The sequence below is a fragment of the Bradyrhizobium sp. Leo78 genome, assembly GCF_059512425.1.
Genome location: NZ_JCAMOT010000021.1, coordinates 62,726 through 85,794, shown reverse-complemented (window position 1 = coordinate 85,794; position 23,069 = coordinate 62,726). Strand labels below are relative to the sequence as shown.

Annotated in this window: 22 protein-coding genes and 1 pseudogene; 11 read left to right on the top strand and 12 right to left on the bottom strand. The window is 62.8% G+C overall.

Going from position 1 to position 23,069, the window contains the following annotated elements; all coding sequences use genetic code 11:
- The first annotated feature begins 317 nt into the window (after positions 1-317).
- The 3 genes from AC5ZG1_RS24920 (at position 318) to AC5ZG1_RS24910 (ending at position 2,617) form a co-directional block, all read left to right on the top strand.
- Complete coding sequence (locus AC5ZG1_RS24920) at positions 318-1,283, top strand: 2-hydroxyacid dehydrogenase (RefSeq protein ID WP_496134349.1); 966 nt, start codon at positions 318-320, stop codon at positions 1,281-1,283.
- 736 nt (positions 1,284-2,019) lie between these two features.
- Positions 2,020-2,367: a hypothetical protein gene (locus tag AC5ZG1_RS24915; RefSeq protein ID WP_130228233.1), complete on the top strand. Its 348-nt coding sequence runs from the start codon at positions 2,020-2,022 to the stop codon at positions 2,365-2,367.
- A gap of 64 nt (positions 2,368-2,431) precedes the next feature.
- A complete protein-coding gene (locus AC5ZG1_RS24910; RefSeq protein ID WP_028163688.1) occupies positions 2,432-2,617 on the top strand; it encodes a hypothetical protein in 186 nt (61 codons plus the stop codon).
- 255 nt (positions 2,618-2,872) lie between these two features.
- On the opposite strand, the gene AC5ZG1_RS24905 is transcribed toward AC5ZG1_RS24910, so the two are convergent.
- From AC5ZG1_RS24905 to AC5ZG1_RS24895, 3 genes are all read right to left on the bottom strand, one after another.
- Complete coding sequence (locus AC5ZG1_RS24905; protein WP_496134348.1) at positions 2,873-3,088, bottom strand: hypothetical protein; 216 nt, start codon at positions 3,086-3,088, stop codon at positions 2,873-2,875.
- 68 nt (positions 3,089-3,156) lie between these two features.
- Complete coding sequence (locus AC5ZG1_RS24900) at positions 3,157-3,402, bottom strand: transcriptional regulator (protein WP_130228231.1); 246 nt, start codon at positions 3,400-3,402, stop codon at positions 3,157-3,159.
- A gap of 98 nt (positions 3,403-3,500) precedes the next feature.
- Entirely contained in the window at positions 3,501-3,710 is a 210-nt protein-coding gene (locus tag AC5ZG1_RS24895; RefSeq protein ID WP_130228251.1) for a cold-shock protein, read from the bottom strand.
- Positions 3,711-4,238: 528 nt separating this feature from the next.
- Here AC5ZG1_RS24895 and AC5ZG1_RS24890 point away from each other — a divergent pair.
- The 3 genes and pseudogenes from AC5ZG1_RS24890 to AC5ZG1_RS24880 all read left to right on the top strand — a co-directional run.
- Positions 4,239-4,439 (top strand): annotated as a pseudogene (locus AC5ZG1_RS24890) (transposase); the annotation flags it as partial.
- A gap of 261 nt (positions 4,440-4,700) precedes the next feature.
- Positions 4,701-6,176 (top strand): flavin monoamine oxidase family protein, encoded by a 1,476-nt coding sequence (locus AC5ZG1_RS24885; RefSeq protein WP_496134347.1) that lies wholly within the window; start codon positions 4,701-4,703, stop codon positions 6,174-6,176.
- Between the two features lie 176 nt (positions 6,177-6,352).
- Positions 6,353-8,044 carry an arylsulfatase gene (locus AC5ZG1_RS24880; RefSeq protein ID WP_496134346.1) on the top strand — a complete coding sequence of 564 codons (1,692 nt, stop codon included), beginning with the start codon at positions 6,353-6,355 and terminating at the stop codon, positions 8,042-8,044.
- Positions 8,045-8,154: 110 nt separating this feature from the next.
- Here the strand turns inward: AC5ZG1_RS24880 and AC5ZG1_RS24875 are convergent, their stop codons facing one another.
- From AC5ZG1_RS24875 to AC5ZG1_RS24865, 3 genes are all read right to left on the bottom strand, one after another.
- Positions 8,155-9,078, bottom strand: coding sequence for a 5'-methylthioadenosine/S-adenosylhomocysteine nucleosidase (locus AC5ZG1_RS24875; RefSeq protein ID WP_496134345.1), 924 nt, complete (start codon positions 9,076-9,078; stop codon positions 8,155-8,157).
- 115 nt (positions 9,079-9,193) lie between these two features.
- A complete protein-coding gene (gene mddA / locus AC5ZG1_RS24870) occupies positions 9,194-9,964 on the bottom strand; it encodes a methanethiol S-methyltransferase (RefSeq protein WP_496134378.1) in 771 nt (256 codons plus the stop codon).
- Between the two features lie 199 nt (positions 9,965-10,163).
- Positions 10,164-10,829 carry a TetR/AcrR family transcriptional regulator gene (locus AC5ZG1_RS24865; RefSeq protein ID WP_130228228.1) on the bottom strand — a complete coding sequence of 222 codons (666 nt, stop codon included), beginning with the start codon at positions 10,827-10,829 and terminating at the stop codon, positions 10,164-10,166.
- 97 nt (positions 10,830-10,926) lie between these two features.
- On the opposite strand from AC5ZG1_RS24865, the gene AC5ZG1_RS24860 reads away from it, so the two are divergent.
- Positions 10,927-11,571 (top strand): glutathione binding-like protein, encoded by a 645-nt coding sequence (locus AC5ZG1_RS24860; protein WP_496134344.1) that lies wholly within the window; start codon positions 10,927-10,929, stop codon positions 11,569-11,571.
- Positions 11,572-11,719: 148 nt separating this feature from the next.
- Here AC5ZG1_RS24860 and ybgC read toward each other — a convergent pair whose 3' ends face one another.
- The 6 genes from ybgC to AC5ZG1_RS24830 form a co-directional block, all read right to left on the bottom strand.
- Positions 11,720-12,121, bottom strand: a complete 402-nt coding sequence (ybgC, locus tag AC5ZG1_RS24855) for a tol-pal system-associated acyl-CoA thioesterase (RefSeq protein WP_080663688.1) — start codon at positions 12,119-12,121, stop codon at positions 11,720-11,722.
- A 116-nt stretch (positions 12,122-12,237) separates the two neighbouring features.
- The gene (locus tag AC5ZG1_RS24850) at positions 12,238-13,158 is read right to left on the bottom strand and encodes a metallophosphoesterase (RefSeq protein WP_496134343.1); all 921 of its coding nucleotides are present in this window, start codon (positions 13,156-13,158) and stop codon (positions 12,238-12,240) included.
- Positions 13,159-13,371: 213 nt separating this feature from the next.
- Entirely contained in the window at positions 13,372-14,418 is a 1,047-nt protein-coding gene (gene ruvB / locus AC5ZG1_RS24845; protein ID WP_496134342.1) for a Holliday junction branch migration DNA helicase RuvB, read from the bottom strand.
- Positions 14,419-14,671: 253 nt separating this feature from the next.
- Positions 14,672-15,289: a Holliday junction branch migration protein RuvA gene (ruvA, locus tag AC5ZG1_RS24840; RefSeq protein WP_028163700.1), complete on the bottom strand. Its 618-nt coding sequence runs from the start codon at positions 15,287-15,289 to the stop codon at positions 14,672-14,674.
- A complete protein-coding gene (ruvC, locus tag AC5ZG1_RS24835) occupies positions 15,286-15,813 on the bottom strand; it encodes a crossover junction endodeoxyribonuclease RuvC (RefSeq protein WP_028163701.1) in 528 nt (175 codons plus the stop codon). Before ruvC ends, ruvA begins: the two co-directional genes overlap by 4 nt.
- A gap of 183 nt (positions 15,814-15,996) precedes the next feature.
- Positions 15,997-16,743, bottom strand: a complete 747-nt coding sequence (locus tag AC5ZG1_RS24830; RefSeq protein WP_130228223.1) for a YebC/PmpR family DNA-binding transcriptional regulator — start codon at positions 16,741-16,743, stop codon at positions 15,997-15,999.
- Positions 16,744-16,944: 201 nt separating this feature from the next.
- On the opposite strand from AC5ZG1_RS24830, the gene AC5ZG1_RS24825 reads away from it, so the two are divergent.
- The 4 genes from AC5ZG1_RS24825 to AC5ZG1_RS24810 all read left to right on the top strand — a co-directional run bounded on the left by AC5ZG1_RS24825 (position 16,945) and on the right by AC5ZG1_RS24810 (position 22,996).
- Positions 16,945-18,708, top strand: coding sequence for a methyl-accepting chemotaxis protein (locus AC5ZG1_RS24825; protein WP_496134341.1), 1,764 nt, complete (start codon positions 16,945-16,947; stop codon positions 18,706-18,708).
- A gap of 265 nt (positions 18,709-18,973) precedes the next feature.
- On the top strand, positions 18,974-19,438 hold the full coding sequence (locus AC5ZG1_RS24820) for a (2Fe-2S)-binding protein (protein WP_496134340.1): 465 nt from the start codon (positions 18,974-18,976) through the stop codon (positions 19,436-19,438).
- Between the two features lie 10 nt (positions 19,439-19,448).
- On the top strand, positions 19,449-21,656 hold the full coding sequence (locus AC5ZG1_RS24815; protein ID WP_496134339.1) for a xanthine dehydrogenase family protein molybdopterin-binding subunit: 2,208 nt from the start codon (positions 19,449-19,451) through the stop codon (positions 21,654-21,656).
- A complete protein-coding gene (locus AC5ZG1_RS24810) occupies positions 21,653-22,996 on the top strand; it encodes a c-type cytochrome (RefSeq protein ID WP_496134338.1) in 1,344 nt (447 codons plus the stop codon). The genes AC5ZG1_RS24815 and AC5ZG1_RS24810 overlap by 4 nt, the downstream gene beginning before the upstream one ends.
- Positions 22,997-23,069 lie beyond the last annotated feature (73 nt).

Here is a 23,069-nt window from a genome sequence, read left to right as displayed (position 1 = left end):
CGCACCGCGGCCGCCGTCATTGCGAGCCAACGGGTCGCGCGAACGCGCACCCGATGACAGGCTCCGCGAAGCAATCCATGCCTCCACGAGTGGCGAGATGGATTGCTTCGCTCCGCTCGCAATGACGCGGGGCGGCAGCTTCCGCATCACCAGTAGATTCCGTACTTCGCCGCAATACGACGCGCCTTGGCTTCGTCGTCGCGCCAGCTATGGGCGTGGGCTTTCTCAAAGTCTCCCCTTGATCGGTGGCAGGAGAGTATGCGACCGATTCGATTCGTTATGTGATACAGGTCACGTTGTTGGCGAGGGGTTCAGGAATGACGAAAGGCGCGCTGGCGTTGCTGGTACATGGCGGCACCGAAAACTGGTCGCCGGTACGGTGGAAAGCCCGGTTCGACGAAGTCTGCCGGGACAGGCGCGTGCTGCTGTTACCCGATGCGGGCGCCGATCCCGCTGATGTGCACTACGCCGCGGTCTGGAAGCCGCGCCCGGGCGAACTTGCGGCGTTTTCGAATTTGCGCGTGATCTTCAATCTCGGCGCCGGCGTCGACGCGCTGATGGCGGATGCCTCGTTGCCCAACGTGCCGCTGGTCCGCGTCGCGGTGTCCGATCTCACCGGCCGGATGACGGAATATGTGACGCTGCACGTGCTGATGCATCACCGCCAGGAACTGTACTTGCGCCAGTCGCAGCGCGAGAAACGCTGGGCGCCTCGGCATCAATGGGCAGCGGGCGCGATCACGGTCGGCATCATGGGAATGGGCACGCTGGGGGCCGACGCGGCGCAGGTGCTGCGGGCGATCGGCTTCCGCGTGGTTGGCTGGAGCCGCAGCGCGAAGCAGATCGACGGCATCGAATGCTTTGCCGGGACGGAACAGCTCGGCGCCTTCCTGCAACAGACCAACATCCTGGTCTGCCTGCTGCCGCTGACGCCGGACACGCGGCACGTGCTCAACCGCGAGGTCTTTGCCCAGTTGAATCGCAACAGCCCGATGGGCGCGCCGGTCCTAATCAATGCCGGCCGCGGCGGATTGCAGGATGAGGTCGACATTTTGCGCGCGCTCGACGACGGCACACTCGGCGCCGCCTCGCTCGACGTCTTCGAGACCGAACCGCTGCCTCCGGACAGCCCGTTCTGGAGCCATCCGAAGGTGGTGCTGACGCCGCACAATGCGGCCGCCACCGATCCGGACGAGATCTCGAAATATGTCGCGCGGCAGATCGAGCGCTATGAGGCCGGCGACGCGCTGGAGCACGTGGTCGACCGCAGGCGGGGGTATTAGCGCAACTGTCGCGCCGGGCTTCAGTTATTCAAGAACGTAGGTGTCGCGAGAAGCGTCGCTTTCGGAGGGAAAGCTGACGTGCTGCGAACCTGACAACATCGATGCCTTTGACGCCTTCCGGACATTTGAGGGCTGGCAATCGTGGCTCGAGGAGCGCATAAAACCTCAATGACTGGGACTCGTCATCGAGGGTGCAGGTGCGGCGCTGTTTATAATCGCTCCGAAGCCATGGCTGAGAGCCGTGAGATCGGCAGCTTCGAATGTGCCGTTTGCGGAGCAACGATGGAGACGTGGAATACGGCGTGGGTTCCGACATATCGCCTGATCGCAGGTCCGGTGAGGCCGCCTGAAAAATAGAACGACCGAGCGCGAGCGCCTTTAGGAACCGGGTTAACATACGATCGTTGATCGCTCGGTTAGCCTTGCTGACGATTGGTCACAATGACGCGGTATTAGCCGTGAGCGAAGTCGCATTGCGCAGATCGTCCAAAGCAGTCGATGCATTGGGAAAGTAGGGCCGCCTCAGTTACCAGCCCTCACTTCGTTGAATGTCAACTTCCGGCTCCAAGGCGCCCGTAATGGACGACCTTGAGTCTGGAGCGTCATCATCTTGCGCAAGGGATAGCTCCCGCTTCCCTGTTCAGTCGGAACCCATCGGGAGGACTGCTCGTTGGTTTTCTGATTGTGCCGAGGCGCGGGCCGCCACGGCCACTCTGTTTGCAAACTGAAAGGTCCGATGAGAAAACCGGTAAGCCGTTCCACCCAAGCTCAGGTTGCAGGCTTTAGTCCTTCGGAATCATTGCTGAGGGCCATCGTAGCATGGATAGATGAGCAGGAAGACAAGCCTGGCTTGTCCGAGGCGATAAGCCGCCTGGTGCAACTGGGACTTACGTCGCACGCCGATCAGGATCGCCAGAAGCAGAGCGCTCGCAAAATGGCTGGCGACACGATCGATGGCATAGGCGACACAACGACGACGGCAGATGATCGGGCAGTGCGCAAGCGTGATCTACTCGACGGCCCCAAGGAGTTCGACCGCGTGCGAATTGATCGCCCCAAGCGTAGTAAGCCGACCCGACGATAAGCCGAGCACCTCGAAGCCGCTGACATTGGGCGACTGAAGATCACCAGAAACAAGGAGGAGACGCATGAGACAGCATTCCCCATCGGATGCAGCCAATGAGGCGAATAATCTGTTCAAGCAGACCGAAAACAAAGTGATCACTGAGTACGAAAAGGCCGAACAGGCGTTCCATGCAAATCGGGAGCGGCTGAAAGCTGAACGGTTGGCCAGGGAAGCGGAGCGACGAAGCCAGCTCGACAGGGCGCCTTAGATGTCGCATTTCTAATTTGATGACGAGTCGCTTGCCGCAGACGAAGAAGGCCTGGGGTTGACCAGTCAAAGGGCCGCGGGGCAGTGTGTTGCCGATATCGAAGGAGCTTGAAACGTTTACGGGTATCGATAGCTTGCCACGGAAGCGCGGGACGAACGAAGCCTCGTCTCCAGAGCGACATTGGTCTGCGAAAGAGTTCAGGCATTCAATTGAGATCGCGAAAAGCGCTCTTGCAAACCTGGTCCGGCTTGACAACTAGAGCATCGAAAGTAAGACAATCCCGTCTTCGAGCTCGCCTGAAGCAAGACGCGCCCGCGCCATACGCTCGAATTCTGTTCGATGCTTCTGCAGATAGCTGAAGGCCTGCTTCTGCGTACTGAATGTCGTCGCTAACCGGCACATTTGTCGATTTGCGCCGAACGCGAGAAAGAAGGTGATCGTCCCGCCGCCGTCCGACCTGGCTCTACGCACGACCCGCGCTCTCTGGCATCTGATCGGCCCTCCCAATTTTCTTCGCCGTTGGCCCTGGTTGCAGGTCGCTAAATCCGCGGCTTCCTTGGGCGCTTCTTTGGCGCAGGCACTGGAGGCAAAGCTACTCGAAGGGCTGCGTCAGCTGCTTCCTTGGCCTCACGCGTCTCTCGAAGTCGCGCCATGTTCGTGCGAACTTCGATCGCATGCCTTTCGACGTCTGCCAATGCCCGCGCCCCCTCTTCAGCGGCCAGGCGCTTGCGATAGGAACGCGCAATGCCTTCGGGGGATGGCTCTGTCGGCTTCTTCGCGCTCATCGCTCACCGGGCTCCACAACGGACAAAACCCGCTCAATCCGAGGATCGAGCGGGCAGAGGGTCCGTTTCAGTACATCCGTGAAACGGCGCCGACGATATCAAGCCAGCGAGAGATTCTCAGCGCTGACCTTGCCTCGCATCTTGTCGGTCTTGACCTCGAAATTGACTTTCTGACCCTCTCCGAGTCCGGAAAGGCCAGCCCGTTCAACAGCGCTGATGTGAACGAACACATCGTTGCCACCGTCGTTCGGCTGGATGAAACCAAAGCCTTTTTGGCCATTGAACCACTTGACAATACCTGTAGTCATTTTCTTCTCCAAAGCGCGCAAGCGCATGCCGCGCGACAACCGCGCGGTTATCTTCAACTTCGTCGATGTCTTTGGAAAAGGAGCCCGCAGGCGCATTCAACAAGGCACAGCGGCTAATCGAACAAGTCCTATATACATCACTTTTCGGATTTTGCAAGGAGGGAAGCCAACTTGTTCGCCCAGCCAATTCTGGTGTTCCGATCAGAGAGGCTTTGAGTGAGTCTGTAGGCCTGCAAGAATAGACTTCCTTGATCGACAGTGGTCAACGAGAGTGGTGACGTTGATGTCACCAAGCTGCATCGCTGTTGCAAGCAGATCAGCACGTCGACCCCGGTGACGAATGTCGCCGCCGCTATCCTCAAAATCGCAATGAAGCTCCTGCGCATTTGACTGCCTGCACGGAAGTGTCGCATTCGCAGCCACAAGCAAGGAGATTCAATTGCAGGTACTTGTCACAGACAACAATGTTGATGGCGGTCTCGGCGAGCGGGAGCGGCCCTGGGATCTCCCCTGCGATCAAAGACGCTAGGCTGCGCGATCAAGAGCCAATGCACGCCGTCAAAGGAGCGCCGCATCACGCGCTGGGAGCATGAGCATGTGGTCGAGGAGGTCCAGAGACGGCTCGATTCCAATCCCGACGCCATGCGGACGCGGCGCGAGACGGTCGAGCATCCCTTCGGCACGATCAAAGCCCGTATGGGTGCGACCCACTTCCTGATGAAGCACCTATGGGTCGTAAGCTCGCCCCAGATCTTCCCCGCTCACTACGGAAATAGTTCTACGCATCGAAGTCCGGTTACGGTTGAAACATTGCATCTTTCCTGAACTCAGCGGACTGACCAAGTCTCTGGTGAAGATCAATGTGACTTGCGTTCTACCTCGGCTCCCAGGCCACTCCTTATCAGGGGCCGCGCAGCATCGTAATCGTACGACTTGACAGGAATAACTCCAATGAGCGGCAACGATCGATTTCGATCTACCGGTGAAACCTTGGACACAGCTATCGTCGGCGCCGGGGTTGGCGGCCTCTACACCGCGTGGCGCCTGCTCGGTTGCGGCCAGCCTCCCGGCGGCATGGCGGTGTTCGAGGCATCCGCGCGCGTCGGCGGCCGCCTGCTCAGCGTGATCATGCCGGGGACCACCGGCATCGCCGCAGAATTCGGCGGGATGCGCTTTCTTTCCAGTCACGCGCTCATCACCTCACTCGCGGCAAAATTCGGTCTCGGGATTCGCGAGTTCACCACGGGCAACTCGGAGAGCATCTTCTATTCCCGGGGCAAGCAGTGGCGTGCCGGCGACATCGCAAAGAAGCAACCCCTCCCCTATGGGCTGCGCCCGGACGAACTCTATCTCGATCCGTTCGAATTGATCGTCAAAGCCGTCCGACGGGTGATGCCTTCCATGAAGCACCTGTCGCCCGACGAGTGGGTGAAGATGAAAGAGTCGCTCACCCTCGACGGCTTTCCGCTGATCGACTGGGGCTTCAGCAATCTGCTCGGCCGATTCCTATCGGATGAGGCGCTGCAGTTCATCGAGATGGGAATTGGTTACAGTGCAGTCGTGAGCAACTGGAATGCCGCCGACGCATTGTCGTTGGTGATCGAGTATACCGGCAGCCCGACCGAGAAAACTCTGGTGGACGGCATGCAGGCCTTGCCGAACGCGCTTGCGGCCGCCGTCATGTGCGAAGGCAGCACCATTCATCATCAGCATAGGTTGGTATCACTGCGCACTCCAGCCCAGACAGGCGATGGCCTGCACGAACTCGTCTTCACGACGCCTGACGGACCGCGCGCCGTTCGTGCGCGCCGCGTCGTACTTGCGCTGCCGCGCCGGGCGATCGAGATCATCGACGACTGCGCTGCGTTGAAAGAGCCACCCATCGCAGCTCTGCTTGCAACCGTGACGCCGCGCCCGCTTGGCAAGGTCTTTCTCGCTCATGAGCAGCCCTGGTGGCGTTCGCTCGGTCTGACCAGCGGACGGGCGACCACCGACCTGCCGATCCGGCAGATCTATTATTTCGGCACCGAGCCGGACCGGCCGGCAGGCGCGACAGGCCACCTGACGATGGGCTATTTCGATCGTCCGCAGCTCGATTACTGGGCTGGCTTGCGGCGCCTGGAACAGCCGGGCGCCAGCGGATTCACCATGCTCGATCCTGACGGCCCCGTGGCGACAGAAGTCCGTCGCCAGATCGGGGTCGTGCACGGGCTCGATCAGCCGATGGCAGCGCCGCTGTCAGTCGGCTTCATGAACTGGGAAGAAGATCCGTACGGCGGCGCCTGGCACACCTGGAATCAGGGCGTGAAGAGCCGGGAAATCATGAAGAAAATCGCATCTCCGGTGCCCGGAACGGCGCTGCACATCGTCAGCGAGGCATGGTCGACCAAGCAGGGATGGGTTGAGGGAGCGCTGGAGACTGCGGAGGCCGTGGTGGGCACCATGACGCGCATACCCGCAAACTGAGGCCCCTCCCTCTCTCGGGATGCGATCTGCCGGAAGTGCATAGTCGCGGTCAGGCCACCTTTAATAGGCTGAAGAGCAAGAGGCGGAAGGCTCGCTTGGATGCGCTCGCTGCAGGGGTGCGCTCCGAGAAGCGCTTGGTAGTGCAATCGGCAACAGTTCGAGGAAGGGAACAGATCATGAGTATCCGAAAGACCGTTTGGATCGGCGTACTCGCGCTGTTCGCTGCCGTGCTGGCGGCGACCGCACCACCGGCGGCCGCGCAGCAGCAACGGCGGCCGAACATTCTTGTCATCATGGGAGACGATGTTGGCTGGTTCAACGTCGGCGCGTACCACCGCGGAATGATGTCCGGCAAGACGCCAAACCTCGACAAGCTGGCGTCGGAAGGCATGATGTTCACCGACTACTACGCCGAGGCGAGCTGCACGGCAGGACGCGCCAACTTCATCACTGGCGAGCTGCCAATCCGCACGGGACTAACGACTGTCGGTCAGGCTGGCGCCGATGTTGGCATCCCGGACCAGGCCGTGACACTGGCCACCGTGCTCAAGTCGCTCGGCTACGCAACGGGGCAGTTCGGCAAGAACCACCTCGGCGATCTCAACAAATATCTGCCGACAGTGCACGGCTTCGACGAATTCTTCGGATATCTATATCACCTCGACGCGATGTCTGATCCGTACTGGTACTCGTTCCCCGCCAACCAGGACTACTACAACAAGTATGGCCCGCGCAGCCTGATCCACAGCTACGCGACGGACAAGGACGACCCCACCGAGATGCCGCGCTGGGGCAAGATCGGCAAGCAAAGCATCGTCGACGAGGGGCCGCTGCCCCCGTTTCCAGATATGTCGAACGTGCCGAATATGCATGATCTGCCGTTCCTGAAGCCGAAGTACGACATGACCACTTTCGACGAGGTGTTGGTCAAATCCTCCAGCGACTTCATGGATAAGGCCAAGCGCGACGGCAAACCTTTCTTCGTCTGGCACAACACGACGCGAATGCACGTCTGGACGTTCCTGTCGAAGAAATACAGTGCGATGCAGAACAACGAGACGAACTTCGGTCTCGAGGAAGCGGGCATGGCTCAACTCGACGACAGCGTCGGCGCCCTGCTCAAGCATATCGATGACATCGGCGAAACCAACAACACCATTGTCATCTTCACAACGGACAACGGCGCCGAGGTGTTCACCTGGCCGGACGGCGGCATGACCCCGTTCAAGGCCACCAAGGGGACCAGTTTTGAAGGCGGCTTCCGCGTGCCGGCCATCATTCGCTGGCCGGGCCGCGTCAAGCCGGGGTCGGTCGAGAATGGAATCTTCTCTGGCCTCGATTGGTTCCCGACACTAACCGCTGCGGCGGGAAACCCGAACATTACCGACCAGCTCCTTAAGGGCGTGACGCTGGAAGGCCGCAGCTACAAGAACCACCTCGACGGTTACAATCAGATGGATCTGCTGACGGGCAAGGGTCCCTCCGTTCGCCATGAGATCTTCTATTTCGCCGGTCCGCATCTCGGTGCGCTTCGCCACGATAACTTCAAGTTTCAGTTCTTCCAGCAGCCTTATGGGTGGCCGGGAGAAAAAGACACCACCGACATGCCAACCATGGTCAACATCCGCCAAGACCCGTTTGAGCGGACGCCGTCAATCCGCGGCGAAAGCCTGAACAACATGGGCGGAGGTTATATGAATGATTTCATGGCCCGCGAATTCTGGCGCTTCGTGCTTGTTCAGCAAGAGGTTGCCAGATTGGCGCAAACGGCCATCGACTTCCCTCCAATGCAGGCGCCGGCGAGCTTCAACCTTGAAGCCGTCAAACGGGAAGTCGAGCAAGCCATCAAGGCACATCCCGGCCAGTAGTGGGCTCTATCGTTCAACACGCGGGCGCTCTTCCGAGAGCGCCCGACACGATGAGACCGCGAGCACATCTCGTGCATGGCTGGGAAGCGCCCGCGTTCCTGCCTGCGCAGCTACAGGTCTATGTTACTTGCTTCCTTCGCGGTTTTCGGGAGACTCTTGAGCTGGGAGAGCGCGGAGAAATGCTTTGACCACCGCGGCGGCGTTGTCCGACGCCAGGTGTTCGAGCTCATTCTCCGTGTTTCGCCGGCATCGCCGCCGGCCAGATCCGACAGGCCGCGGAAGGCTATAAAGGGGATATGGTTCGAATAGGCGACATGGGCGACTGGCGCACTTTCATTGTCAACCAGGCTCGCCTTGAAAGTATCGTAAATCCACTTGCGGAATTCGGCATTGTCAATGAACGCCGGACCGGAGACGCCGGCACCTCCGACGACGACGCGCGGAGGTGTGGTTCCGCAGACATCCCGATTAAGGCAGGCCTTCAGCTCGACTTTCGGCGCGACCGAACGTGCAATCTCCAGCATGGTCGGATCGACGTCAAACCAGAACCGCTTTTCCGGCTCGCGCTCACCCGGATGAGCAATTCCGACCGCGCGGGGGAAAATCATGCCGTAGTTCGGCAGCGTCTTGCCGAGCCAGTTCGGTATCGACCAGCGGGCTCCGTCTTGCCGGGCAAACACAGATTCGAGATATTCAGACCAGCGATCGGCCACGACGACATCTCCTGGCGAAAGACTGGGGTTGATGCCCCCGGCAATTCCGGAGAAGACGATGCGCCTGATCTTGAAATGATCAATCGCGCCCTGCGCGGTCATGGCGGCGTTGACCATTGACACGCCGCTGAGGAAAAGAACGACGTCTTTGCCTTCGAGGCGACCCACGATGTAGGTCACGTCAGCTATGATCTCCGTCCGGGTCGCGCTCATTGCATTCTTGAGCGCGAGCCATTCGGGGCTATAGGCCGAAATGATCGCGATCCGCGGCGTGGGGTCGACCTGTTCGGCCGCGGCTGCGCGATCCGTCAGCAGCGTCAATGAGGCCAGCAGCAGTAGCGCAAGCCACAGAGCATCCCGCCGCCGCGGCCGACTGGCGGGCGCGTTACTATCCGGTCTCGAAGAGAGTTCTTGCACGAGCGCGCTACGAACAATCTCAGCGGTCGCTCGCGTTAGGCTCCGTTGTGTAGTGATCGGCCTTGAAGGAACGAGGCCAGGGCACCAGCATCGCCACTCGCTCGCGATACTGCCGATACTGATCGCCAAACAGCGCAATCAGATCGCGCTCCTCCAGGCTGGCGCCAACGAAAATGTAGGCTGTTGCGACGGCCGCGAATAGAAAGTGCCCAGCCGTCATTGTTGGCGTCGACCAGAACGCGATGATGAAGCCCAGATAGAGCGGATGGCGTACCAGTTTGTACAAAAATGGAGTCTTGAAACGAGAGCCAACAGCGCTGACCGCCGGATCTGCGAACACCTGCTTCAGACCGAATAGCTCAAAGTGGTTTATCTGGAAGCTGGCGAACAGCACGATCAACCAGCCGAACAGTGCGAGCCCTGACAGGGCGATGGCGGCGGCCGGATCAGCAACACTCCAGATGATCGCTGGAATCGGGCGCCATTGCCAAGCCAGCAAGATCAGGACCAGACTGGCGAGAAGGACATACACACTTCGCTCGATTTCATGTGGAATGAACCGGGTCCACCACTGCTTGAATGACCTGCGGGCCATCACGCTGTGCTGGAGAGCGAAGAGCGACAGCAGGAGAAGATTGATGATCACCGCCTCGAGCGTTGGCGTAGCGGGCCCTTGGTCGATGTCTTTCGGCACGACGGCACCGAAGACGAAGCCGATCATATAGAGAATCGTGCCGAGGAAGGTTGCGTAGGCAATCAGACCGAAACCGATTGAGGAAATTCGGGCCATTTTTTCACCTTTCAGAGAGGGAGATGTTTTGATCATCTCGCACCGCTCGCATCGCATGGCGAAGGATGGAGGGATGAGGTGACGGCGCTATTTCATTCCTGATTTAAACGATTGCAGACGTAATATTAGTCGTCGCACACCCCAGTCTGTTCAAAAAGGCATTGCGCTGGGCATCGCGAATTAGTCGGACTATGCCGCGCTAGCGGCACATCACCTCGATGGCGCCATTGACGAGCGCTTCCAATTCCTCGCGCGAGACGCGGGCGCGGGCGCGGAGCGCGATAGTGTGCAGGGTGGCGGAAGCAAGCCGCCCGAGCGTGGCGATGTCGGCGGTTGCCGATAGCTCGCCCTTCTCCTTGGCGCGGCGGAAGCACGAGGCAAAAGCCTTGTCGAGTTCGACGAAGCCTTCGAGCGCCAAGGCGCGGATTTCGGGATCGGCGACCGCATCGGAAGCCGCCGTCACTACTGTGAAGCAGCCGCGCGGGGAATCGCCGGAAAGATAGATGTCGAGCGCCACCGCATAGATGCGCGTCAATCGTTCGCGGATCGGCAACTCCTCGCGGAAGATGTCGACCATCGCGGTGCGCGCATCGTCGCGGTAACGCTGATAGCTCTTGATGTAGAGCTCGCGCTTGTCGCCGAACGCGCCATAAAGGCTCGGCCGGTTCATGCCGGTCGCGGCACTGAGATCGTCGAGCGAGGTCGCTGCAAAGCCGCGCTTGCGGAACAGATCGAGCGCCTTGCCGAGGGCAACGTCGGGCTCATAGGCGCGCGGCCGGCCGCGCCGCTTCGGCTCAGCGGCGTCAGCCTTTTTGCCAGCCGACGGTTTGGCAGCAGATGGCAGCTTCTTCTTTTTTTGTACCATTTCGCAGAAAATTCCTTGACCGAAACCATATTATGCAGAACAGTACAAAAATCAACAGGAGGCCCGGCCGCCGGGCCGAACCGCCAAGGAGGCACCCATGGAGCTTTATTTCTCGCCGCTCGCCTGCTCGATGGCGACCCGCATCGCGCTGTATGAAGCGGGCGCAAGCGCCGACTATCTCGAGGTCGATCCGAGGAGCAAGGTGGTGCTGAACGACGGCTCGGATTTCACAAAGGTCAATCCGCTCGGCCTGGTGCCGACGCTGCGCACCGATGACGGCGCGGTGCTGACCGAGAACGCCGCGATCCTGCAATACGTCGCCGACCGCTTCCCAGAGGCCAATCTCGGCAGCGGCGCCGGCATGGAGCGCAGCCGGCTGCATCAATGGCTCTGCTTCGTCGGCACCGAACTGCACAAGGGCCTGTTCGTGACGCTGCTCGACAAGAAGGCGCCGCAGGACGCGAAGACCTATGTCGTGGAGAAGAACCTGTCGCGGCTCGACTATCTCGAAAATTATCTGAAGGGGCGCGACTACCTGCTCGACCATTTCAGCGTGGCGGATGCCTATCTCGTCACCGTCATCAACTGGACCATGGCGACGCCGCCGGTTGACCTGGTAAAATGGCCGACGCTGAAGGCTTATTACGAACGCCTGCGCGCGCGGCCTTCGGTGGCGAAAGCAATCGCGGAGGAGTTCGAGCTCTACAAGGCCGAAATCGCGCGCCACAAGGCTGCGGCGTGACACTACTGTCGTCCCGGACTTGAGCCGGAACCCATACCGCGGGATCTATCGGTGGGGCGATCTGGTCGACGTCGTCGCCAAACAACCGCTCCCTGTGGTTATGGGTCCCGGCGTTCGCCGGGACGACACCGAATCTGTGGCACGATCTTCACACCACATCGGCCTTCAACAATAACCGCAGCGATTTCGGGATCGGCTGCGCCCTGCCCTGGCTGATGAAGGCGACGCGCACCTGCGCTTTCACCAGCACTTCCTCGCCGCGCCGCACTTCCTGCGCCAGCATGATCGAGGCGCCCTTCACGGCGACCGGCCAGGTCACGACGTCGAGCACATCGTCCATCCGCGCCGGCCGCAGGAAATCGATCTGCATCGAGCGCACGACGAATGCAAAGCCCGGCGTCTCCACCTCGGTCTCGGCAAACAGCGCATGCTGCTCGGCGCCCATCAGCCGCAAATGATTGGTGCGGCCGCGCTCCATGAAGCGCAGATAGTTGGCGTGATAGACGATGCCGGAGAAATCCGTGTCCTCGTAATAGACGCGGCACTGCATGTGATGGCGGCCGTCGCGGATCTCGCCGTCGAGATGAGCTGTCACTTGCGAACCTCGATCGTCTCGCTGGGAAGATCGAGCTTTTGCGCAAAATCCGCGCCACACGCAAGCGCGTATTACGCCACGGCCGGTCCGGCCTTGCCGAGCGTCACCAGCACGATCTCGGGGGGAACGCCGATGCGGAACGGCATGATGCTGCAGCCGAGGCCGCCGGAGACGATGACGTCGCAATTGGTGCGCAGGTGGCCGTAGGCGAGCTCGACGCCCTGCCGCGGCGGCACCGCGGGCGACCAGCCGAGCACGCGGACCTGGCCGCCATGGGTATGGCCGGACAATTGCAGCGCCACGCGTGAGGGGACGCGCAGCGCGACGTCAGGCTCGTGTGCCAGCAGGATGACCGGCGCATCGTCGGTGATTTTCGCGAGCGTCGCGCCGAGATCGTCGACGCCGATACGGCGCACGGGGCGGAAACGCCGTGCCGGCATATAAGCGAGCTGATCGCCGAGGCCGGCGAGCCAGAACGGACGGCCGGCCTTGGTCAGGCGCTTTGCATCGTTCTCGTAGACCGGAATGCCGTTGGCTTCGAGCGCACGATGGGCCACCGTCAGCCCCTGACCCTCGCGCTGCACGGTCTTGTCGTCCCAGTAATCGTGGTTACCGAGGATCGCGTGCACGCCGAGCGGCGCCTTGAGGTTCGCCAGCACCGCGGCCCATTCGCTTGCCGGAATGAAGCGGGTGACATGGCGGTGGCCGGCGACGTAGTCCCCGAGCATGACGATGATGTCGGGCTCAAGTGCGTTGGTGCGCGCGACGATCGTCTCGATGCGCTCCAGCGACATCCAGGGATCGCAGGCGTGCAGGTCCGCGATCACGGCGATCTTCAGCGGGAAATCCGCCGGCCATCGCGGTGGGGTGAGATGGTAACGCGTGACGCGGAGCCGCAGGACCGGCTCGACGCCGAAGCCATAGGCCGAGGTCGACGCCGTGAGGGCGGTGAGGCCGCCGATGGATCTGAAAAATTGACGTCGTGAGAACATGGGACAATCGGTGATGCTCCCCGTAGATGGGGTCCGATTGGAGCGGAATTGCGGTGCGTTTGTGCAGATTGTCAGGGGTTCTGCCGCACGAGGATGTGAACGCGCGATGCCGTAGCCCGGGTGGAGCGCAGCGCAACCCGGGACTCTTGCACCAACGTTCAAGAGCGGCCCCGGGTTACGCTGGCGCTTCACCCGGGCTACAACAATCGAAGATCAGTCGTCGCTATCGTTGCCGAACAGGCCGAATTGCGAGGGATCGCGCGTGGGCTCGGCGAGGCCGAGGTGGCGGAAGGCATGCGAGGTGAGGAGCCGGCCACGCGGCGTGCGCTGCAGGTAGCCGCACTGGATCAGGTAGGGCTCGATGATGTCCTCGATCGCATCGCGCGGCTCCGACAGGGCGGCGGCCATCGTCTCGACCCCGACCGGGCCGCCGCCATAGTTCATCGCGATGGTGCTGAGATAGCGGCGGTCCATCGCATCTAGGCCAGCGGCATCGACCTCGAGCGCGGAAAGCGCGTGGTCGGCGATGGCGCGGTCGACCGACGTGGCATCTGCTGCCGAAGCAAAATCGCGCACCCGGCGCAAGAGGCGGCCGGCGATGCGCGGCGTGCCGCGGGCGCGGCGGGCGATCTCATTGGCGCCGTCAGGGCTCATGCCGATGTTCAGCACGCGGGCCCCGCGGGTGACGATCTTCTCCAGCTCCTCCTCTGTGTAGAAGTTGAGCCGGATCGGAATCCCAAAGCGGTCGCGCAGCGGATTGGTCAGCAGGCCGGCGCGCGTGGTGGCGCCCACGAGGGTGAATTTTGCAAGCTCGATCTTCACCGAGCGCGCGGCAGGACCCTCGCCGATGATGAGGTCGAGCTGAAAATCCTCCATCGCGGGATAGAGTACCTCCTCCACGGCGGGACTCAGGCGATGGATCTCGTCGATGAAAAGGACGTCGCGCTCTTCCAGATTGGTGAGCAGCGCGGCGAGATCGCCAGCCTTTGCAATGACCGGGCCCGAAGTGGCGCGAAAGCCGACGCCGAGCTCGCGCGCGACGATCTGCGCCAGCGTGGTCTTGCCAAGACCCGGGGGCCCGACGAACAGCACGTGATCCAGCGCCTCGCCGCGCTTGCGTGCGGCCTCGATGAAGATCGAAAGGTTCTTGCGCGCCTGCGCCTGGCCGACGAAATCGGACAGCGATTGCGGACGCAGCGCGGTGTCGCCGACATCATCGGCGCGACGCTCAGGGGTGACGATGCGGGAGGGCGGGTTCATGTCGTCAATTCCGTGACGATCGCAGCGATCGTAGGGTGGGCAAAGCGCGCGTCCTTCCCTTCTCCCCTTGTGGGAGAAGGTGGCGCGCATGCAATGCGCGACGGATGAGGGATTGTCGCGGCGGGCAAGCTGCTCGCGGAAAGAAACCCCTCACCCAATCGTGTTCGTTGCCGATTCCGGTGCTGCCCTCTCCCACAAGGGGAGAGGGCCCAGTAACAGGCAGTGCGAAGGCATAGTCCCGTAGGGTGAGCCATCACTTCGCCAGTTCCTTCAGGCCCAGCCGGATCAACTGCGCGGTTTCAGCCTGCTCGCCTGCACTGCGCGAGGCGGCGGCGATGGCGGCGGCGGCTTGCGGCTGGCCGTAGCCGAGATTGACCAATGCGGAGATCGCGTCCGTCACCGGCCGCGGCGCGCGCTCGTTGTCGATGGCGCCGGCGAGATGGACCACGGCGGGATCGACATTGGCAAAGGCCGGGGCCTTGTCCTTCAGCTCGCTGACGATGCGCTCGGCGACCTTCGGCCCGACGCCGGGCGTGCGCGCCACCGCGGCCTTGTCACGCAGCGCGATCGCGTTCGCGAGGTCGGAAGGCGGCAGCGTGCCAAGCACGGCGAGCGCGACCTTGGCGCCGACGCCCTGCACGGTCTGCAACAGGCGAAACCATTCGCGCTCGTTGTCGGTGCGGAAGCCGAACAGCTTGATCTGGTCCTCGCGCACATAGGTCTCGATCGAGAGCACTGCGGCCTCGCCCGGCGAGGGCAGCGCCTGCAGCGTGCGCGCGGAGCAATGCACCTGATAGCCGACGCCGCCGACATCGAGGATCACGTAATCCTCGCCATAGGAGTCGATGAGGCCTTTCAATTTGCCGATCATAGGCTGGCTACTCTCAGCCGCAGCGCGGTGCTTTGGCGGTGATGGGCGTGCGTGATCGCGACCGCGAGTGCATCGGCGGCGTCGGGCGATTGCGGCTCGGCCTTAGGCAGCAGGATCTTCAGCATCACGGCGATCTGGTTCTTCTCGGCGTGTCCGGCGCCGACCACGGTTTTCTTGACCTGGTTCGGCGCATATTCGGCAACCTCGATGCCGAACATTGCAGGCGCCAGCATGGCGACGCCGCGGGCCTGACCGAGTTTCAGCGTCGCAACACCATCCTTGTTGACAAACGTCTGCTCGACCGCGGCTTCCGCCGGTTTGAAATCGCCGAGCACGGCGGCCAGCCCCTCATGGATCGCAAGCAGCCGGCCTGACAGCGGCAGCCGTTCCGACGGCTCGATCGAGCCGCAGCCAATGAACACCAGCCGATTGCCCTCGACCTCGATCACGCCCCAGCCGGTGCGGCGGAGGCCCGGGTCGATGCCGAGAATGCGGGTGGGTTTGCGAATCGGCTGGACTGTCATGGGGTAGTGATAACCGCTGCGTTTCGAGAACGAAACACAAACGGGGAGGTCATGCACGGGGAAAGCGGTGCCCCCACCTCGTCATGCCCGGGCTTGTCCCGGGCATCCACGTCCTTCAGTACGAGTGGATACGCGTGGGTGGCCGGGACAAGCCCGGCCATGACGGCATCACGAGAGATGGGGCTACCCGCCCATCTTCGCGATCAGCGCGTCCGAGATCTCGAAATTGGCGAACACGTTCTGGACGTCGTCGTGGTCGTTGAGCAGATCCATCAGCTTGAGCAGCTTCTCGCCGGTCTCGTCATCGACGGCGACGGTGTTTTGTGGCTTCCAGGTCAGCGACGCCTTGCGCGGCTCGCCGAATTTCGCTTCCAGCGCCTTCGCGACCTCGCGGTAGGATTCCGGCGAGGCGTAGATCTCGTGGCCGCTTTCGCTCGATACGACGTCGTCGGCGCCCGCCTCGATCGCCGCATCCAGCACCGCATCGTCGGAGGCGGCCTTGTGGTCATATTCGATGATGCCGACCCGGTCGAACATGAAGGCGACCGAGCCGGTTTCGCCGAGATTGCCGCCCGACTTGGTGAAGTAGGAGCGGATGTCGGAGGCGGCGCGGTTGCGGTTGTCGGTCAGGGCCTCGACGATCACGGCGACGCCGCCGGGGCCATAGCCCTCGTAGCGGATCTCGTCATAGTTCTCGCCCTCGTTACCGGCGGCCTTCTTGATGGCTCGCTCGATATTGTCCTTCGGCATGTTTTCCGCGCGCGCGGCAACGATCGCGGCGCGCAGCCGGGGGTTCATGGCGGGGTCGGGGGTGCCGAGCTTGGCCGCGACCGTGATTTCGCGGGCCAGCTTGCCGAACAGCTTCGACTTCTGGGCATCCTGCCGGCCCTTGCGGTGCATGATGTTCTTGAATTGGGAATGGCCGGCCATGCGAGGTCCCTTGGGAATCGTCTTTCAAAAAGGGGGTGAGGCGCGGCGTTATAGGCCTCCGACAGGCCAAAATCAAAGACTTGCGGCGTGATCTGGCATGCCGGCCGTGCCGCCTTCCGGAAAATCAGGCAGCCGTTAACCACGATTTCACCTACGGATGGGAGAATCGGACAGTCCATTTCAACTTGCAAGAGAACCCCAATGGCGGCGTTCGGTTTGTTTCGCAAGCGAGATCCGGAACCCGTGGCAGCAGCCGTCGAGCCGAAGGTTGCGACCGCAGCGGCGGCGCCGGCCGATAACCCCTCCCACGATACCGGTTCGGCCGGGGAAATCCTCGAGCTGCTGGAACTCGAGCTCGGCGGCATGATCCGGCAACTCGAGCGTGCCGCCCAATCGGTGGCCGGCGGGGCCGAGGCAACCGCGGCGACGCTTGCGACCATCCGCGAGCGCACGGATGCGCTGACCGGCCGCACCAATGCGGCGCAGACCACGGCCGCGACCTTCTCGGAGGCCGCCGACAAATTCACCGATTCGGCGCAGGGGATCGGCGCGCAGGTGCGCGACGCCGGCCGGCTCGCCGACGAAGCGGGCGCCGCGGCGCGCGAGGCCCGCGCCAATGTCGACCGCCTGCGTGAATCCTCCGCCGCGATTGGCAACGTCGTCAACCTGATCGCACAGATCGCGCGGCAGACCACGCTGCTCGCCCTCAACTCGACCATCGAGGCAGCGCGCGCCGGCGCCGCCGGCAAGGGGTTCGCGGTGGTCGCGACCGAAGTGAAGGCGCTGGCGGTGCAGACCCAGGGCGCGACCGAAGAGATCACGAAGAAGATCGAGGCACTGCAGAAGGACGCCGCGGGCTCGGCCGATGCCGTACACCGCATCGCGCAGGCGATCGAGGCGATCCGCCCGGTGTTCGCGCATGTCAGCGGCGCGGTGACGGAGCAGCATAAGACCACCGGCGAGATCGCGCAGAATGCTGCCTCCGCCTCGAGCTTCATCGTCGCGGTCGGCGACAGCGCCGCCGAGATCGATCAGGCCACCAGGGACGCCGAAGCGCATGGCAAGGACGTCGCCCAGGCCGGCCGCGCGGTGACCAGCTTTGCGCAAAAACTGAAATCGCGCTGCGCGGTGCTGCTGCGGCAGGGCGAGCGCGAAGACCCACGCAAGGGCGAGCGGCTGCCCTGCAACCTCAAGCTCGAGATGCAAGCGCGCGGCAGCGTCGTCACCGCGCCGGTCTATGAGATATCCATGGACGGCATCCTGATCTCGGGACCCGAGGCCGAACGCCTGCAACTGCACCAGAGCCTTGCCGCCACACTTCAGGATGTCGGCGCCGTCAAGATCCGGATCGCCGACAAGACCAAGGCCGGCGCGCAGGCACGCTTCGAGGCGCTGACCTTGGAGCTGCGCGAGACGATCGAAGACAAATTGTGGGCGATCCGCGACGAGAACACCGAGTTCGTCATGCGCGCGATGGAAGCGGGCGTGGCGCTGACCAGGATTTTCGAGAACGGGATCGCGAGCGGCGCCGTCACGATCGAGGATATGTTCGACACCGACTATGTCGAGATATCCGGCACCAATCCGATGCAGTACCGCACAAAAATATTGGATTGGGCGGAGCGCGCGCTGCCGCCGTTCCAGGAGGCTTTCCTCGCCAAGGATCCGCGGATGGCGTTCTGCGCCATGATCGACCGCAACGGCTATCTGCCGGTGCACAACAAGATCTATTCGCACCCGCAGCGGCCGGGCGATGTCGCCTTCAACACCGCCAACAGCCGCAACCGCCGCATCTTCAATGACGCGGCCGGCCTCGCCGCCGGGCGCAACCAGCGCGCCTATCTGATCCAGAGCTACGCCCGCGACATGGGCAATGGCAACATGGTGATGATGCGCGAGATCGACGTGCCGGTCCGCGTACGCGGCCGGCACTGGGGCGGCTTCCGCACGGCGTATAGGCTCTGACGGCCTCTTTTCTAAGCAGTCACCGCACTGTCCGGCACTTCACGCAGTCTTTTCAAAACGCACGGTTCTTTCGCGCGGCCTTGATCGATTTTCGCTTCCATCCCCTAGAATAACGCACACGATGATGTGATGACAGCCATCATCCTATGCATGGTCAGCACGAACTAGCATTGCGAAACATGTCTTCGCTTCCTAGCTCGTCGCGATGCGATACGGTTTCGTTGACGCGTCCGCTGTCCGCGGCCGCTGAATCTGGGGTATGCTTATGGCGACGACACTCACCATCAATGGCGAACAGAAATCCTTCGATGCGCCGCCCGAAATGCCGCTGCTCTGGGTGCTGCGTGACGTCTTAGGCATGACCGGCACCAAGTTCGGCTGCGGCATCGCGCAGTGCGGCGCCTGCACGGTGCATATCGACGGCAAGGCGGTGCGTTCCTGCGTGCTGCCGGTGAGCGCGGTGCAGGGCCGCCCGGTGACGACCATCGAGGCGGTCGGCAATTCGCCTGCCGGCGCGAAGGTGCAGAAGGCCTGGCTCGATCTTGAAGTGATCCAATGCGGCTATTGCCAGTCGGGCCAGATCATGGCCGCAGCCGCGCTCCTGTCCGCGACGCCGAACCCCGACGATTCCGATATCGATGCGGCGATGGCCGGCAACATCTGCCGCTGCGGCACCTATGTGCGGATCCGCGAGGCCATCAAGCAGGCCGCCTCCGGACGTCAGTCGTAGGAGGCGCGCCATGCTGACAGCAGAAAAACTCCACCAAGAAATCCACCCGGAAAACAGCGCGAACGGCGTCTCGCGGCGCGCGCTCCTCACCGGTGGGGTGGCCACCGGCTTCCTGCTCGCCTTCCATCTGCCGCTGCGCGCGGCCGTCAACGAGCCGGAGCAGCCGAAGGACGCAACCGACGGCAAGTTCGCGCCCAACGCCTTTATCCGCATCGACGAGAGCGGCCAAACCACGCTGATCATGCCGCAGGTGGAGATGGGCCAGGGTATCTACACCTCGATCTCGATGATCCTGGCCGAAGAACTGGACGCCGATTGGGCAAAGGTTGCGGTGCTGCACGCGCCGCCCAACGACAAGTTCTACGCCAATCCCGTTTTCGGCTTGCAGGCGACGGGTGGCTCGACCTCGATCCGCGCCTGGTGGAAGCCGCTGCGCGCTGCGGGCGCCAGTGCGCGGGCAATGCTGGTGCAGGCCGCAGCAGTGCAATGGCAGGTCGAGCCTGCCAGCTGCACGACGTCGAAAGGCGAAGTCGTGCACGCGGCAAGCGGCCGCAAGCTCGGCTATGGCGAACTGGCGCTGGCCGCGCAAGGCGAGATGGCGCCGAAGGATGTCCCGGTCAAGGACCCCAAGGATTTCGTCTATATCGGCCAGCCCCTGAAACGGCTGGATACGCCAGACAAGGTCAACGGCAAGGTCGTCTACGGCATCGACGCGATCCTGCCGAACATGAAGATAGCAACGGTGGCTGCCTGCCCCGTATTCGGTGGCAAGGTCGGCAAGGTCGACGACAGCGCTGCGGTGAAAATCCCGGGTGTGCGCAAGGTCGTGATCCTTGAGGACACGGTCGCGGTGATCGGCGATCACATGTGGGCGGCGAAGAAAGGCCTCGAAGCGCTCAAGATCGAATGGAACGAGGGACCTAACGCAAAGCTCGGCACAAAGGACATCTGGCAGCATCTGCGCGCCGCCATCGAGAAGGACGGCGCGGTCGCAAAATCGGTCGGTGACATCGCCAAGGGTCTTGCGAGCGGCGACAAATTCGAGGCGAGCTTCGAACTGCCGTTCCTCGCGCACGCCTCGATGGAGCCGATCAACGCGACAGTTCACGTCAGGCCGGATGCCTGTGAGATCTGGACCGGCACGCAGATCATGACGCGCGTGCAGTCGGAGGCCGCAAAGGCCGCCGGCCTTCCCGTCGACAAGGTGATCGTCAACAACCACCTGCTCGGCGGCGGCTTTGGCCGCAAGCTCGAGCCGGACATGGTGATCACGGCGGTGAAGATCGCCAAGCAGGTCGATTATCCTGTCAAGGTGATATGGACCCGCGAGGAGGACATCCAGCACGACGTCTATCGCCCGGTCTATCGCGACCAGGTCACCGCTACGCTGGTCGACGGCAAGGTGGCGGCCTGGAAATACAAGATCGCCGGTTCGGCAGTCATTGCGCGCTGGCTACCCCCGGCGTTCCAGAAGGGGGTCGATATCGACGCAGTCGACGCCGCCGTAGAGACCCCCTACGACTTTTCCAACTTCCACGTCGAATATGTCCGCGCCGAGCCGCCGGCGGTGCCGACAGGCTTCTGGCGCGGCGTCGGCCCGAACAACAATGTGTTCGCATTCGAATGCGCAATGGACGAGCTTGCGCGCAAGGCCGGCAAGGATCCGGTCGAATTCCGCCGGAGCATGCTGACCAAGAGTCCGCGCGCGCTCGCGGTGCTGAACCTCGCCGCCGAGAAGTCCGGCTGGGGCGAAAAGCTGCCACCGCGCGTCGGCCGCGGCGTCTGCCTGCAGCCCTCGTTTGCGAGCTTCCTTGCGACCGTGGTGGAAGCCGAAATCGACGACATCGGCGAGATCGTGCTCCGCCGCGTCATCTCGGTGGTCGACACCGGGATCGCGGTCAACCCCGACACGGTGAAGGCGCAGATCGAGGGCGGCCTGATCTTCGGCCTCACCGCCGCACTCTATGGCGAGATCACCATCGACAAGGGTCGCGTGCAGCAGTCGAACTTCCACGACTACCGCATGATGCGCATCAACGAGACGCCGAAGATCGAAGTCACCGTGGTCAAGAGCGGCGAAGCGCCAGGCGGCATTGGCGAAGCCGGCGTCAACGCCGGACCGCCTGCGCTACGCAACGCGATCTACGCTGCAACGGGCGTGGCGCTGCGGCGCCTGCCGATCGACCGTTCACTGATCGCCGTGGGGAAGAAGGCATGAGACGGGTAAAGCGTATCCTGTTGAGCCTTGCCGTGATCATCATCGCGGCTGTTGCGATCGGCGTCTGGATCGTCCGTGGCCCGGGCCCGCTTGATTTCGCAGGCGGCAACAAGGCGGCCGTCGCCGACTACCGCGCCGGCAAGCCGACCGGCGTGCCAGCAGCGCTGGAGAAAGCGAGCCTGGTGGAGCGGGGCGAATATCTGGCCAAAGCGGCGGACTGCATGGTCTGCCACACCAAGCCGGGTGAGAAGCAATACGCCGGCGGGCTGGCGTTCAAGCTGCCGTTCGGCACGCTCTATTCGACCAACATCACGGCTGACAAGGAAACCGGCATCGGCAATTACAGCGACCAGGATTTCCTCAACGCGGTCCAGCGCGGCAAGCGCCATGACGGGGCAATGCTCTACCCGGCCATGCCCTATGCGTCCTACACCTACATGACGGACGAGGACCTGCTGGCGGTGAAGGCCTATCTGTTCAGCCTGCCGCCGGTGCGCGCGCCGGCGCCGGAGAACACGTTGGCGTTCCCGTTCAACCAGCGCTGGGCGATGCTGTTCTGGTCGGCGGTGTTCAACCCGGACACGCGCTTTGCGCCTGATACCTCGAAGAGCCCGGAGTGGAACAGGGGCGCCTACCTCGCCGAAGCGCTCGCCCATTGCGGCGAGTGCCACACGCCGCGCAACCTCGGCTTCGCGCTCGACAACCGCAAGAAATTCGCGGGCGCCGTGACCGCGGGCTGGCGCGCCTTCAACATCTCCTCCGACAAGGCCACCGGCCTCGGCAATTGGAGCGACGAGGCGCTCGTCTCCTACCTCTCGACCGGCCATGCGCTCGGTCACGGCACCGCGTCCGGACCGATGGGCGAAGCAGTCGACCACAGCCTGAGCCAGCTCGCGCCGGAGGACGTTCGCGCCATCGCCGTCTATCTGCGCAGCATACCGCCCCAGGCCTCGCCCGACCTGCCGGCGACCACGGCTCCCGCAGCACCTGCCTCGCACAAGGAAGGCGTAACGGCGGATGCGAGGGGCAAGATGGTGTTCGAGGGCGCCTGTGTGAGCTGCCACGGATGGACCGGCGAGAGCCTGGTGTCGCCGACGGCGACGCTGACCGGGTCGTGGGCGGTCAACGATCCCGCGGCCACCAACGTGGCGCAGATCGTTCTGTCCGGCACCAAGCGCACCACGCCGGACGGCGCGCTCTCGATGCCGGCATTTGGCAACGCCTATTCGGATGACGAGATCGCGGCAGTCGCCAACTATGTCACCGCCCGTTTCGGCGCCAAGGGCTCGAAGCTCACGGCGAAGGACGTCGCGGAGCTGCGGCAGCAGACGGCGCAGTAGGTATTTGGAAGTGCCGTAGCCCGGGTGAAGCGCCAGCGTAACCCGGGGCCGCTGGTAGAGGTTGACGGAGGTA

What these genes read in the sequence shown, in the direction of transcription:
- mddA (WP_496134378.1), bottom strand. Translation starts at nt 9,964, where the DNA reads ATGGCCCGAATTTCCTCAATCGGTTTCGGTCTGATTGCCTACGCAACC.
- ybgC (WP_080663688.1), bottom strand. Translation starts at nt 12,121, where the DNA reads ATGCAGTGCCGCGTCTATTACGAGGACACGGATTTCTCCGGCATCGTC.
- AC5ZG1_RS24820 (WP_496134340.1), top strand. Translation starts at nt 18,974, where the DNA reads ATGGCGACGACACTCACCATCAATGGCGAACAGAAATCCTTCGATGCG.
- AC5ZG1_RS24915 (WP_130228233.1), top strand. Translation starts at nt 2,020, where the DNA reads ATGAGAAAACCGGTAAGCCGTTCCACCCAAGCTCAGGTTGCAGGCTTT.
- AC5ZG1_RS24830 (WP_130228223.1), bottom strand. Translation starts at nt 16,743, where the DNA reads ATGGCCGGCCATTCCCAATTCAAGAACATCATGCACCGCAAGGGCCGG.
- AC5ZG1_RS24810 (WP_496134338.1), top strand. Translation starts at nt 21,653, where the DNA reads ATGAGACGGGTAAAGCGTATCCTGTTGAGCCTTGCCGTGATCATCATC.
- AC5ZG1_RS24900 (WP_130228231.1), bottom strand. Translation starts at nt 3,402, where the DNA reads ATGAGCGCGAAGAAGCCGACAGAGCCATCCCCCGAAGGCATTGCGCGT.
- AC5ZG1_RS24880 (WP_496134346.1), top strand. Translation starts at nt 6,353, where the DNA reads ATGAGTATCCGAAAGACCGTTTGGATCGGCGTACTCGCGCTGTTCGCT.
- ruvA (WP_028163700.1), bottom strand. Translation starts at nt 15,289, where the DNA reads ATGATCGGCAAATTGAAAGGCCTCATCGACTCCTATGGCGAGGATTAC.
- AC5ZG1_RS24865 (WP_130228228.1), bottom strand. Translation starts at nt 10,829, where the DNA reads ATGGTACAAAAAAAGAAGAAGCTGCCATCTGCTGCCAAACCGTCGGCT.
- AC5ZG1_RS24815 (WP_496134339.1), top strand. Translation starts at nt 19,449, where the DNA reads ATGCTGACAGCAGAAAAACTCCACCAAGAAATCCACCCGGAAAACAGC.
- AC5ZG1_RS24910 (WP_028163688.1), top strand. Translation starts at nt 2,432, where the DNA reads ATGAGACAGCATTCCCCATCGGATGCAGCCAATGAGGCGAATAATCTG.
- ruvB (WP_496134342.1), bottom strand. Translation starts at nt 14,418, where the DNA reads ATGAACCCGCCCTCCCGCATCGTCACCCCTGAGCGTCGCGCCGATGAT.
- ruvC (WP_028163701.1), bottom strand. Translation starts at nt 15,813, where the DNA reads ATGACAGTCCAGCCGATTCGCAAACCCACCCGCATTCTCGGCATCGAC.
- AC5ZG1_RS24825 (WP_496134341.1), top strand. Translation starts at nt 16,945, where the DNA reads ATGGCGGCGTTCGGTTTGTTTCGCAAGCGAGATCCGGAACCCGTGGCA.
- AC5ZG1_RS24895 (WP_130228251.1), bottom strand. Translation starts at nt 3,710, where the DNA reads ATGACTACAGGTATTGTCAAGTGGTTCAATGGCCAAAAAGGCTTTGGT.
- AC5ZG1_RS24850 (WP_496134343.1), bottom strand. Translation starts at nt 13,158, where the DNA reads ATGTTCTCACGACGTCAATTTTTCAGATCCATCGGCGGCCTCACCGCC.
- AC5ZG1_RS24920 (WP_496134349.1), top strand. Translation starts at nt 318, where the DNA reads ATGACGAAAGGCGCGCTGGCGTTGCTGGTACATGGCGGCACCGAAAAC.
- AC5ZG1_RS24860 (WP_496134344.1), top strand. Translation starts at nt 10,927, where the DNA reads ATGGAGCTTTATTTCTCGCCGCTCGCCTGCTCGATGGCGACCCGCATC.